This is a genomic window from secondary endosymbiont of Heteropsylla cubana, assembly GCF_000287355.1.
Taxonomy (GTDB): domain Bacteria; phylum Pseudomonadota; class Gammaproteobacteria; order Enterobacterales; family Enterobacteriaceae.
In genome coordinates this window covers 943,868-957,855 of sequence record NC_018420.1, presented here as the reverse complement: position 1 = coordinate 957,855, position 13,988 = coordinate 943,868, and the positions used below count along the sequence as shown (strand labels likewise).

6 protein-coding genes are annotated in these 13,988 nt (G+C 26.0%); 1 reads left to right on the top strand and 5 read right to left on the bottom strand.

Annotated features, from left to right (window positions below):
* Positions 1-576: 576 nt before the first annotated feature.
* The 3 genes from der to slyA form a co-directional block, all read right to left on the bottom strand.
* On the bottom strand, positions 577-2,052 hold the full coding sequence (der, locus tag A35E_RS02550; RefSeq protein WP_014889122.1) for a ribosome biogenesis GTPase Der: 1,476 nt from the start codon (positions 2,050-2,052) through the stop codon (positions 577-579).
* Positions 2,053-4,662: 2,610 nt separating this feature from the next.
* Positions 4,663-5,334, bottom strand: coding sequence for a DedA family protein (locus tag A35E_RS02545; protein ID WP_014889121.1), 672 nt, complete (start codon positions 5,332-5,334; stop codon positions 4,663-4,665).
* Positions 5,335-7,207: 1,873 nt separating this feature from the next.
* The gene (gene slyA, locus A35E_RS02540) at positions 7,208-7,642 is read right to left on the bottom strand and encodes a transcriptional regulator SlyA (RefSeq protein WP_014889120.1); all 435 of its coding nucleotides are present in this window, start codon (positions 7,640-7,642) and stop codon (positions 7,208-7,210) included.
* A 1,167-nt stretch (positions 7,643-8,809) separates the two neighbouring features.
* Between slyA and rluB the strand changes: the two genes are divergently transcribed.
* Entirely contained in the window at positions 8,810-9,574 is a 765-nt protein-coding gene (gene rluB, locus A35E_RS02535; RefSeq protein ID WP_014889119.1) for a 23S rRNA pseudouridine(2605) synthase RluB, read from the top strand.
* A 1,029-nt stretch (positions 9,575-10,603) separates the two neighbouring features.
* Here rluB and rep read toward each other — a convergent pair.
* Together rep and udk are read right to left on the bottom strand one after the other, a co-directional pair.
* The gene (gene rep, locus A35E_RS02530; protein ID WP_014889118.1) at positions 10,604-12,634 is read right to left on the bottom strand and encodes a DNA helicase Rep; all 2,031 of its coding nucleotides are present in this window, start codon (positions 12,632-12,634) and stop codon (positions 10,604-10,606) included.
* 602 nt (positions 12,635-13,236) lie between these two features.
* Positions 13,237-13,878 (bottom strand): uridine kinase, encoded by a 642-nt coding sequence (udk, locus tag A35E_RS02525; protein ID WP_014889117.1) that lies wholly within the window; start codon positions 13,876-13,878, stop codon positions 13,237-13,239.
* Between the last annotated feature and the right edge of the window lie 110 nt (positions 13,879-13,988).

The window sequence follows — 13,988 nt, the reverse complement described above, 5'->3', positions numbered from 1 at the left end:
ATCTTTAAGTGCTACAAAAGCAGAATTTATACTTTTATATCTTAACGGCAACCTATTAAATAGGTGATCTGTATATAGTTTCTACTAAAGATCGGCAGTTTTGTTTTATTCATCAAGAGATATAACTTTAATACGATATAAGTTAGTACTTGAATTGTATGACAAAAAATTTAAGCAATTTATTATAAAGATGAATAATTTAGTTCAATATGAAATATTGTTTATTTATTAAGCTGATTGATGATACAGGTATATTTCGAAATATTTAGAATATTTTAGCATTTTTTTTAATGTTAACTCCATTTATTGTTTTAAGTTTTTTATATCTAGGATTTAAGACTAATCATTGATTATAAATTTACCAATATAAAATTCTCTAGAATTTTACCTTTATAAAAACATACTTGTGTTTATGTTGATTTTTTTTAGAAAAGCGACTAAGTTCTTAGGGTAGGATAATTAAATAGATATAAGTTTAATAATGCTAAAAAGTATGAAAAATAACATCTCAAGTAAATAAGATAGTATTAATATCCGATCAAAGTTGATATTTTTAACGTGTCATATTTATTCGAATTATGTTTTTTTTATATAATTTATAAGACGCTTTCTTTTGCGTGATTGTCTTGGTGTTAATATATTTCGCTTTCCTGCAAAAGGATTAGCGGTTTCCTTAAACTGAAGGCGAATTGGCGTTCCTATAATATTTAAGGAACGACGAAAATGGTTTATTAGATAACGTTTATAGTTATCTGGGAGCTCGTTAACTTTTGTTCCGTGGATTACTAAAATCAGGGGATTATAGCCACCAGTATGAGCATATTTTAACTTTACACGTCGACCTTGCACTAGTGGTGGTTGATATGAATTTAATCCAGTATGCATAATGCGCGTTAATAGTGCAGTACTGATTCGCTTGTTAGCGCACCGATAAGCTTCATTAACTGAGTTAAACAGATTCCCTATACCGATATTATATAGACTGGAGATAAAATGGATTTGAACGAAATTTATAAAAGAAAAACAACGATCTAATTCTTCTTTTATTTTTTTTCGTGTATCGCTAGACAATCCATCTGATTTGTTAACTGCGATAACTAACGCACGTCCACTATTAAGTACAAAGCTTAGAAGCGACACATCTTGATCAGAAATATCATCACGCGCGTTGATCACTAGTAATACAACATTAGCATCTTGAATAGCTTTTAGCGTTTTTATAATCGAAAATTTTTCTATTCTTTCTTTAACTTTAGAGTTCTTTCGAACTCCAGCGGTATCTATCAGAATGTATGCTTTTTTGTTGTATATTACGGGAATATATATATTGTCACGAGTCGTACCAGGCATATCGTATACTATAACGCGATCTATTCCAAGAATACAGTTGATAAGCGTAGATTTTCCTACGTTAGGACGTCCAACGATTGCAAGTTTAAGTGGGGGAAGTTTTAAAGAATAAATATTGTTTTTTTTTTCTAAGGAAAGCGTTTGATTTGTATTTTTTAGAAATGTATAAGATCTATCTTCAAGATTAATTTTTGGTTTAGATAATTCATACTGCTTCCAGTATGAAAAAATCTTGTTTAATAAAATAGTAATTCCAGAACCATGAGACGCAGAAATAGAAACTATTTGTTTTATTCCAAGAGCATAAAAATCTCCTGATGCAATCTCTGGATTCATTCCATCAGTTTTATTAACTACCACCAGAGTAGTTTTTTTTTGTTGACGTAAATGGTGGGCTATATTTATATCGTCTTTCATTAGCCCAGCGCGTCCATCTACTATAAACAATACAATATCAGCTTCTGTAATAGCTAATAGTGATTGAGTGTTAATAAGGTTTTCTAATTTATCGCAGTTGTCATTAATACCGGCAGTGTCAATGATATTAAATTGATTATCTTCAAATTTTACAATACCATATTTTCGATCACGTGTCAATCCTGGAAAGTTTGCTACTAGTGCATCACGTGTTCGTGTTAGTCGATTAAACAAAGTAGATTTTCCTACGTTTTGGCGTCCTACTATTGCAACAGTAGGTATCATAATTATAACCTCATTATATAAAAACATTAAAACCAGATAAAATTCATAAAAAATTATTTATAAAAAAACAGTAGTAAGATAATCGTTGTTAAGTAGACTCTACTTTTACAGAATTCATATTCTGTAAAGTTTTTAATAAGTTTAACTATTTTAGTTTTACGATAAATTGAACTATTTTTAACTTAAAACAAGCTGTTTATATAGATATATATGTTTATTTCCAATAAAGGCTTTAAACTAAAAATAGTTTTTATCTGTTTGTATGTCAAAAGTTTTATTTTTAGAGTTTTTTATTTTTACTGATATGTTAATAATTTGCTATAATAATTAAGTTATATCAATAAATATTATTTTTTTTTAAATATATGGTAAAATAATGCGTATGTTTATTCATTAGCGAATTTTTATAGCATAAAATATGTTAGATACTGTTAATTGACTTATTTTTATATATTTAAATAATTTATTTACTACATGCTTACAAAGCTTAATATTCATGTTTCTCTCTTCGAGACAATAAAACACCTACAAATGTATATATATCATGATAATTACGATTATGTACAGTACTTGTACTACACTTTACAATTCTTAAAAAATACTATCTAGTCATATTAGTTGCTTCATTTCTATAGTTGTTGCTCTTTATATGTGATTACATGTGTTTTTTACTAAAATATATTTTTGTTTTAATTATGTGTTGTTTTTTTATATTCGTCTTTTTAAAGATAATCTAAAAATCTATCCGATTTTAAATATATCTCACTAGAGATTTAAAATCTTTAAGAACAATTCTTAATCTGAGAGATGTGACCAAAAAAAAATATCGGAATAGAGTGATGTATAAGTAGTTAAATTAATTAGTGCCAATTGGGATTTAATTTTTTTTTTGAGATCTAAAACATGTTTATAATATAAATTATTAATTGATTAGACTTTTCTTAAAAAGATATTTTAAAAAAAAATTTACAATATTAGGAATGATTGGTGCTTGTTAGTGTTAATGTTATTCATTTGTTTATTTACTGTATTGCTGTTAATATAACAATTTTATTTAATATATATATTTAATATTATTACATATTTTAATTATTAGAATTTATTTATTTTATTCGAAAAATAATTAAATTCTACAGAAAAAGTGTTATTACAGAGCATTATGAGTCAACATTTACAAATATATTTAAAAAATACTTACATACTTCCTGCTCAATTACAAATGTACGAAAATACGGACTAAAATACAATTATAACTAAGAAAGTCTTAGTCTATACAAGATATTGTATGGGCATCAATTTTTTTGCATACTTAATCACAGTATTAATGTATGAATTATTTTTTTTTGATTTAATTACATTAAATCAAAATAATTATAAATAAGATGAAATCAAATTTTTAATATATAAAATCTATTAATTAAAAATAAAAAAAACAATTAATTGTTTAAATTATTTTAATATAATTATATTTTTATGTTTTTTATTATAATGTACTTTATATCATGTAATTATATTTTACATGAATGAATTGTCTAGTTAAAACATGGTGAACTTAATGACTAAGCGAGGATAATAGCTATTTTATTTCGAAGTGAATTGCTCTTATTATATTAATATTGATTAATAAGTTTTGTTGTGAAGATTTTATTTGTTTTTTTTTCTCTCTTTTATAAAAATTTTATCTTTAACTTTCTTAATTAACAAAATAAATTATTTAATAGATATTGTTGAATAATTTCTCTTAAGTTTTTTTTGTTAAAAAAATATTCGATGAGAAACATGAGTTAAAGATTAGTTTTTTTAATTTTTAAATTCTTAGTAAAAACTAATATAGGGTGTATTAATTATATTAACATTTAAGATGTTACGCGATAATAAATGTTAGTTGAACTTTTAATCTTATGGTGAAGTTATTTAGTAAATAAGTTTATAAATGATTTTTAAAAAACGATTATAGTTTAATCATCCAGAATAGCATGAAACAATTACAACAAAATGCCTTATTTGAAAATTGATCCCGTAAGTGTAGATTGTTAATCAAAAATTATTTTTTTATATTCAAAAATATTTTAGATAAACGATAGGATATACTTATAAATCCTCTTTCCTTATATCAAAAACAGTTGGAATGTCGTTGATATTATTTTAAATAAGGGAGAATTCTTACAAAGACATCTAAAATATACGTTATTATCTTATATAATGCTTTATTTTATAATAATTAATGATTAATACCAAGTTATTTTTAACAGAGAAACTAATGCTTTTAAATTACATCAATAAAAATTGAAATAAAATTTAGATAAAAAAGATTTTTTATATCCAAACCTATTGTTTTTTTAAAAATGAATATATTGAATTAGTAATTCATCTACATGAGATAGATTTTTAATACGATAAAAATCATTTATTCTTAAATGGAATCTGTAAAATCTTTTATCAGAAAGAATTATAAGATATAAAATTTGATAATTATTTATTATTTTACTGCAGCGAAATATTTACTATTTTTTTTTAAAATAAAGCATTTTTTAAAACTTTTTATATTACGTTAAAGATATGAATGCATTCATACTACTTGTGGATTTCTTAAGAAAATTTACGAAGATATTATTTTTTTTTAAACTCAATAAGTTTTTTTTTGCGCCATATAACAATTAATGAACTTATTAACCCTATTGTTAACAAACTTAACGGAAGCAACATTAAACATAGCATCAATTCTTCTTCATAAAACTGAAAAACAGTTGTTTTACCAATTAAAAATCCAATGAGTGTTAAGATAAACACCCAAAGAAAAGCACTAATCCAATTAAAATATTGAAATCGCGCATTACTTGGACTCGATAATCCGGCAATAGTTGGCAGTAAAGTTCGGACGAAAGCAATAAAGCGTCCGATAAGTAAAGCCGATAATCCGTGTCGATAGAATATCCGATTTGCTTTTTGATGGTAGTGTTCTGGTAAATGAGCAAGCCAATTATTTACAATTCGATTGTTCTCTAATAATTTTCCTTGCAGATAACTTATCCAACTACCCAGGCTTGCAGCGATCGTAAGCAGTAATAAAACTAAGGTGAAATTTAGCGTCCCTTTAGCAATCAATACACCTAGAAATATAAGTAAACTATCACCAGGAAGGAATGCTGCAGGTAAAAAACCATTTTCTAAAAACAGAATAACAAAGACTAAAATGTAAATAGCCCAAGCCACATTTGGATTAGAGAGTGTTTCAAAATCTTGTTGCCAGAGTGCTTGTAACAATTCTTTTAAAATATCCATTTTATCTACTCAAGCAGTAATGGTATATTATAGTGTTACTTACAGGGAATTAAAAGTAATAATAGAGAATACTACTATCAATATTTTAGCATAGCAGATTTTTAGTTGAAAAGCGTAAATTTTAACACTTTTATTTTTGAAGCTTTTTTAGTTAAATATGCTAAGGTAAATAGATAATTAGATGAATAATAATGATTAATAAACATTACGAAAATTAAGTTACATTGTCTTTTTTTATAAAGACTTCTCTGCTGAGAATCTTTTCATTTAATAAACATTAAATTTATTGCGACCATGCAATTTACAAGCAAATGCTCTATATTTTAAGATCATTTTATCTATAAACAATAAAGTCACATGAGAGTTTAGAAGGAACTCAAATATATTTTATATCATATAATCTATTAAAGATTTAGTACATTATTTAGCTTAAGAGTATATTTCACAAGAAAACGAAAATTTACAGTTGATCTATTAAAAACTTAAGAAGTGTTTTTAAACCAAACTGTTTTTTTTTAAATGAGATTAGAAATTATATATTATAAAATGTTGCTTTTAGAGTTACGACACTGTTTCTTGTTTTTTTTTACAATATCGTTATAGACAGATATATTGATTCTTAATAAGACTTTAAATTTAAATAGTTTTTAAGCAGTAATTATTCGAAAAAAATAAATTTTATTATTTTTATACTGTTATATTAATCTCAATATTCATTGAGAACCGCTTTATTTTTTAAAGAAAAAAGTTTAAATAAGTATTATATTAATAGTTATAAAATAATATAAGTAATTTAATTATTTTAATAATTAATATACAGTTAACCGCTATATTTATAATCAATGTGGTAGTTAATATTGAGTACATCTTTACTACGTTGTTAGAACGTATTAAGAATAAAATGTTAATGGTAATATAGCTAAGAGAAAAAAAATCAATAGAAACAATCTTACGCGTTATTTTCTTATCTAGTCGTATTTAGGGTGCTAAATATATTTTTCATATTTTATAACATTAAAAGGTTGTATTATTTATATATGAAATAAACAAAACTTTTAAAATTAGTATTAATAGTCAATATATATAAGTTTTCATGTTAATTTAAATTTTTATTGACTGCTATTAAGTATTTTTATTTGCTATTAAGCAATTTTATTTGATTCAGATTAATAACAAAAAAAATAAATCTATCTCATTTTTAATAGACAGAATAAATACTTTATTAGTGAATAGGTCGGTTAATAGGAGCTATTTTCAATCTCACATAATAACAGTTAATTTATTAAGCTAATCCTGAAAAAATATTTTTAATTAGTATTAAAAACTGAAATGTTTTATCTTTGAACGTTAAAGACGTCATCTTAAATGTTACATTTAAATAAGGGGGCATAAACAGTAAAAATCTAATTCGGGTAACTGACAAAGATATTATTTAAGAATAACAATATAACAATCAAGACATAAATCCGTTGTTAAAAGTTAGAATATTGGCTAGTATAATCATACTCAATAATATTTTTCAAAGATCTTCTATTTGATAAATATCTGTAGAATCTAATATTTTAGATGAATAGTTTTTCAACTTAATCAAATAGCAAGTTGTAAGAGTTTAACTTAAAACTTAAATTTTAAAATTAATTAGATTTATCGTACAGTATTTGTTAATATTCTAGTTGAAATGTTTATGATTTCACAAAAAAAATAACGCTGATTTTTCTTAAAAAATAATAAAATATATTCATTTAAGAAAAAGTTTTTTTATTGAGCTCTTATATTTATTTTTAGATTTTAATAAGCATTTACATGTTTTAAAAAAAACCGGCTTTTTATAGCCGGATATTTGTTTTATACAGTATCCTATTAGTTTAATATATTAAACTTTATTATAAAGTTCTAAAATGTTTTTTTCCAGTTTAGAAATCATAACGCTCAGTAACTGAATTTCTTGATGACTAATACCATGGAGAATTTCATCTCGAGTGCTATCGATAACATGGTTTACTTCTTTGATAACAGGTTTAGCAGATTCGGTTAGTTTTATTCGCTTTGCTCTGCGGTCGTTTGCACAAATATGCCGAGTGATTAGCCCTTTTTCTTCAAGCTGATCTAGCGTACGAACTAACGAAGGCTGTTCGATACCTATTGCTTTTGCCAATTGAATCTGAGATTGCTCCGGTGGCAATTGACAAATATTGTGCAAAGTAATCCAATGTGTTTGTGTAAGTTCTAAAGGTTTTAAGCGGTGATCAATTAAAGCACGCCATACTCGAACAAGTCGTGCTAAATCTGATCCTAATGGCGATTTCAATTCTCTCCCCTTATAATTTAGCAAATTAAATTTGTTCTTTAAAGTTTTTTATCCCAATTAGTAAATGAATAAACTACAAATATATTCATTATTACTTAAACATTAACTGGGTATGATATAATCACTATACTCTTTCTTTAAAAATTCATATATCCTCATATTTTGTTGTTTACAAAATACTTTATTTTGTAGAATGTGCTAGCAATGAAGATGTTTATTTCTTAACTCTTCCCTGTTATGTTAAAAACATTAGTATAATAGCAATGTATTCTCTTTACAGAAACCAACGTAGATAGATATTAATCTAAAAACCCGAACAATTATTAATAATAACATATTATTCTTGTGTACATAATATATTATTAATTAAAGATAAAGTAAAAAATTAATCGATTTGTATGAAAAGATAGAAAAATATTATATAGCTTTTTATAGATAAAAAGACTGTATTTATAACTAATTTTTAATTATATAAAAACATTATAAATTTAATGCAAATTTGTAACTTTAATAAAAATTGTTTGAAAAGTTAACGCTAAAAACTTAAATTAAGGATGTGTAATTTTTTATAAGTATCTTAATCTTGTGGAATAGATTGTTATTATTAACATTTTAGTTATTCATAATGTTAAATATTTTTTTATTGTATAGCGCAAATAGTTATTTTAGTATACTAAATATTAATACTACTAAAATGGTAAGTGTTTTATATGTTATAACTATAACAGGTTAATTTTGTTTTTTTCAATTACCTTATACCGCTTATAAATAAGTTCATATTTTTAACATTTAGTTGATTATTTATTAATAATATTAAGTTCATTTAAACACTTAGAATTTGATGAAAGATGATTATATCAGTAAGGATTAGAATTTAAAAAAGAAAAGAAAGTCAGCTATGATCACTTTTAAGCAATTAAAGTAACAACCTTTCGGAGTTGTATTCTTGTATAAAACAAGATTCTCACTTTTTAAATATAATCAATAATGATTTAAATGAACTTAAAATTGTGGCGTTATTAAAAATAATAAAAATTATTTAAACGTTACCAACTCAATTTAATTTAAAAAGAGCAAAATAATTGCAAAAATATGAGAGTAAGAACATGTTTCTTTAAAAATTTTATAAGGATCTAAAAAGTTTATAAATGAATATAAAGGTTTATTATGCAGAAAAACGAAAGACCTCAAAAAGTTTTAGCTCGCGCTGGATATGGATCTCGTCGGACTATAGAAGGTCTAATTGAACAAGGTCGAGTTAGCGTTAACAGAAAGATTGTCACCCTTGGAGATAGACTAAATGTTACCAGGACAATATTAATTCGCATCGATAAACGTTTGATTACCATAAGACCTATGAAAGAAAATCTATGTCGAGTATTAATTTATCATAAACCAGCAGGTGAAATATGTACTAGGTATGATCTAAAAAATAGAAAAACTGTGTTTAATTGTCTACCTCCTCTCCAGAATGCAAAATGGATAGCGATTGGACGTCTAGATATAAACACTTCTGGACTCTTTTTATTTACCACAAATGGAGAGTTAGCTCATCGATTAATGCATCCAAGTTACGCAATTGAGCGTGAATATGTTGTACGTGTGTTTGGCGAAATAAACGAAAATAAAAAACGTCAGTTAACGTGTGGTGTAAAATTAAATGATGGTCTAGCAGCTTTTTTAACTTTAACACCTCAAGGAGGTGATGGATTAAATCGATGGTATAATGTTGTTTTAACAGAAGGTCGAAACCGTGAAGTTAGAAGACTTTGGGAAGCCGTTGGGATGCAAGTCAGTAGGCTTATTCGTGTGCGTTATGGCAATATTATTCTTCCAAAAGGATTATCGCCAGGTTCATGGATTGAATTACCTCTTGCATACATTAATGATTTACGAAAAAAAGTAAATTTACCTCTTCAGGAGAGTGAATGATCTAAAAAAACGTAGATTCAATTGTATTAGTTTAAATGAAAATAGGGTCATTTTAGTATAAAAAATATATAATGACAATATTATGTAATAATAAATTAAAGTTATTTCGTGTGAAAAGAATAATTCTTTTTCAGAATAAAAGTAATTGTTGTTAAAATTTATAATTTCTGTATCATGAAAATAATTTTTTTAGTATGTTATATACATAATATGTTAACTATTTAAGATATTATATACATTTGATTTTTAATATTTTTAAATACGATTAAAATCATTAAAAATTTTATAATTATATAATAAAATTATTTAATTTAAGAAATTTTTATTAACTTTTAATATGTTTTTCGATTTTTTAGCTAAATATTTTTATTATATTCTGTTAAATATCAGTAAATGTAAATTAGATCAAGAGCATCTAAATAACAATAAATGATTTATATCTTATTTCACTTTCGATTATATAAAGTTTAGATAGGTATTTTTTTTACTATGAAAAAGAACATTTTTCTTGTCATGTCTATTGATCGTTTTTCTATGCATAAATCTATAATCCTGTTACTTTAATTACTTAGTAAAGATATACTTTATTATAAGTAAGAGTGGTCTTTATGTGTTTTATTGCTTTTTAATGAGCAAAATATTTTCAATATCATTAAAAATTTTATGCATATTAAGAGAATAATCTATTTGAAATTGAATAAAATAAATATGGAACTTACTACCAGTATACTAATAAATAGTATATGTGAGTGGTGTAGTTCTATAAGGATATTGATTTTTCGTTTACAAAAAAAAGACTACTTATTAAGTTGTTTTAAACATATCTACTTAAAATATTTTTATAAAAATAGTTAAATAATTATTTTATTATAATCAATCTAATTAACTTTTATAAAATTAAATTAGATTGATAATTTTTATTATGTTTTTTTTAAAAAATTTTCTAAACGCTGATCTAATAACGCTATACTAGACCTTATCTTAAAACTTATTCTTATATAAGAATTTGAGGATAGTTTGAAAAAAATATTAATCACTTTTATTTCGAGCTTTAGATAGCTGATCTCGAATTGTAGATAAATGTTTGTGAGCTTGAGTGATACGCATTTCGTCACTCATCGATTTGTATGTTGCTCTCCATTCTATATCTTCTTTAGGTAATTCAAAGAGAAATCGACTTGGTGTTTGTTTTACAATTTTCCCATAATGACATCGTTCCCGGCATAGAGTAAAAGTTAATTCTTTTTGTGCACGAGTAATACCGACATAAGTAAGGCGCCTTTCCTCTTCAATGTTATTATCAGAAATACTATTGTGATGTGGTAATAAACCCTCTTCCATTCCGACTAAAAAAACATACGGAAACTCAAGTCCTTTAGACGCATGCAAAGTCATTAATTTAACCTGATCGCGTTCCTCATCGCAATCATTGTTATTTTCCATAATATCACGTAAAGTAAATTGAGTGATAATTTGATCTAATGTCATTGCTTCCTGTAATTCAGATCCAGTTAGCATTTCAGTGACCCAAGTACATAGTTGGTTGACATTTTTAATTCGTATGTCCGCTGATTGCGATGTTGTAGATACTTCATAAAGCCAATTTTTATAGTCAATGTCTATAATAAGTTCATGCAGCGCTTCTATTGGTCTAATCTCAGCTTGTTTGGCTATTTTTTGCAACCATATAGTAAAGTTTTTTAAAAATTTAAGGTTGATGCCCTTTAATTTTTGTTCAAGACCAATATCAAAACTAGCAGAAAAGAGACTTTTATTGCGTTGTGTTGCCCAATTTCCTAATTTAGCTAATGTTGCGGTGCCTATCTCTCGTCTAGGTGTATTGACTATTCTCAAAAAGGCGCTATTGTCATTAGGATTAATTAGCACACGAAGATAAGCAAGAAGATCCTTGATCTCTGGTCGTGAAAAAAATGATGTTCCACCACTAATACGATAAGGAATATAATTTTTAATTAAAATCTTTTCAAATAATCGAGATTGATGGTTGCTGCGATATAAAATAGCATAATCTTGATAACGAGTTTTTTTAATAAAGTGATGAGTAATTACTTTTTTTATAACTTTTTCTGCCTCATCTTCTTCATTACTTGCATCGATGACTTTTAAAATGTCGCCATAGTTTGATAAAGAGAAAAGACGTTTTTTTAAAAAATGGGGATTATTAGAAATAAGAATGTTGGCAGCGTTTAAGATTCGCTTAGTGGAACGATAATTTTGCTCTAATTTAATCACTTGAAGTGTTTGAAAATCTTGTTGTAATAATTCTAGATTTTTTGGACGAGCGCCTCTCCAGGAATAAATGGATTGATCGTCATCACCAACTACAGTAAAACAACCCTTAGATCCTACTAATAGCTTTATTAGTTCATATTGACTAGGATTTGTATCTTGATACTCATCTATTAGCAAATAGTTAATTTTTTCTTCCCATCGTTTACGAACTTCTTTATTTCGTTTTAATAGCTGTATTGGGCGTAAAATTAAATCATCGAAATCAAGGATATTACAAGATCTAAGATAATTTTGATAAAGAGCATAACAATGAGCAAACAATTTTTCATGTTGAGAAATCGCTGAGTTGTTTGCTTGTTCAGGCGATAATAGATCGTTTTTCCAATTAGAAATAGACAACATAAGTGATTGAATCAATTCTTTGTTTCCCTTAAACCACTGCTCGGAAAGACTGTTTAAAAGAGATTTTTGATCTTGTGCATCAAAAAGAGAAAATTTAGAATTTATTCCTAAGGTTTGATATTCCTTTTTTATAATAGTAAGTCCTAGCATGTGAAATGTAGAGACAGTTAGTTTGCGTGTTTTTAGAGAACCGAGCTCTTTAGCTAATCGTAATTTCATTTCATTAGAGGCTTTATTGGTAAAAGTTAGTGCCGCTATGTGTTGAGCTTCATATCCGCATTTTCGGATTAGATAACTAATTTTATTAATAATAACCTTAGTTTTTCCAGATCCGGCACCAGCTAATATTAGGCAGGGTCTATTTACGCATTTGATAGCTTCTTGTTGGCTTAAATTAAGGCACATATGTAAATTCCAGCTAAAAATAGTTATAAAAATAGTATAATAAATAATTATTATAAAAAAATATTTTGTTAACAAACATTATTGTTAAGTAAAATTTTTTATAACTTTCTAGGGGGGTAAAGTAAAACTACTATTATCAATTATAAATGTTTTATGATTAAAACTAATGAATAGTTTATGTAAAATAAATAAATTTTAAAAAAATGTAATTTAAAGTAGATGATAATAAGTAATCTATTCAAAAAAAATAAAATTTTTATGGAATAGAACTATAAAATAAGTTACATCGTATTCAATTTGATTAAATAAATTTCTTATGATTATAAACTTAACTAAAAAAATCTTTAAATAGATTAATATTTGTATAACAGTTTATTTAAATACGTTGGAGTTTAGTTATTAACTATGATGAGCATTATGAAATCAAGTTAATTTAATAAAGTGTCTTAGAGGGTAGTTATTTGATTAAAAAATAAAGATACATAGCGTTTATTAAACGCCATATAAATATATTAATTAGTTAATAAGATAATATTTAATATAAGCTAAGCTTTAATCATGGTGTGATCCTAATTTGGTTTATTTATATTATTAGATAACGATTATTCAAAAAATTGACTGATTTTAGCTTTTAAAATATCGATAGCAATTCGATTTTTACCCCCACGAGGGACGATAATGTCGGCATACTGTTTTGATGGTTCAATAAACTGTAAAAACATAGGGCGAACCGTCCTCTTGTATTGCTCTATCACAGAATCCATTGAACGACCACGTTCATTAACGTCTCGCTTTATACGTCGCATTAAGCAAATATCTAACGGTGTATCAACAAATATTGAGAAATGCATTTCTTGGCGAAGACGTAAATCGGTAAGCAACAAAATGCCTTCTATAATAATAACTTTTTTTGGTCGAAGCTGATAGGTTTCAGGACGACGAGTATGTTCCACATAGCTATAAACCGGCATTTGAATTGGTAAACCGGACTTCAGCATTTGAATATGTTGAAAAAGTAAACTATGGTCCATGGCACTCGGGTGATCATAATTAGTCTTGATCCGTTCAGTGATAGTCATTTCGCTTTGATCTTTATAATAGCTATCTTCTGGGATAATACCAATATGCTCATCGCCAACTTGATCATATAATTCTCGATACAACGTACTAGCAATAAGACTTTTTCCTGAAGCAGATGCGCCGGCAATAGCTATAATAACGCACTGGTGAGGCTTGTCACTCATACAATCAAAGGCCTAATAATATCCTAAGTATGCCTCTACGATGAAGCTGTAATTTAGGAAGCAATTATAGGGAGGTCAGGATAATTACAAGCTAGTATTAACGGGTTTAG

Bases quoted from the DNA above. Each gene is read 5' to 3' on its own strand.
- rep (WP_014889118.1), bottom strand. From the start codon at position 12,634: ATGTGCCTTAATTTAAGCCAACAAGAAGCTATCAAATGCGTAAATAGA.
- A35E_RS02545 (WP_014889121.1), bottom strand. From the start codon at position 5,334: ATGGATATTTTAAAAGAATTGTTACAAGCACTCTGGCAACAAGATTTT.
- rluB (WP_014889119.1), top strand. From the start codon at position 8,810: ATGCAGAAAAACGAAAGACCTCAAAAAGTTTTAGCTCGCGCTGGATAT.
- udk (WP_014889117.1), bottom strand. From the start codon at position 13,878: ATGAGTGACAAGCCTCACCAGTGCGTTATTATAGCTATTGCCGGCGCA.
- der (WP_014889122.1), bottom strand. From the start codon at position 2,052: ATGATACCTACTGTTGCAATAGTAGGACGCCAAAACGTAGGAAAATCT.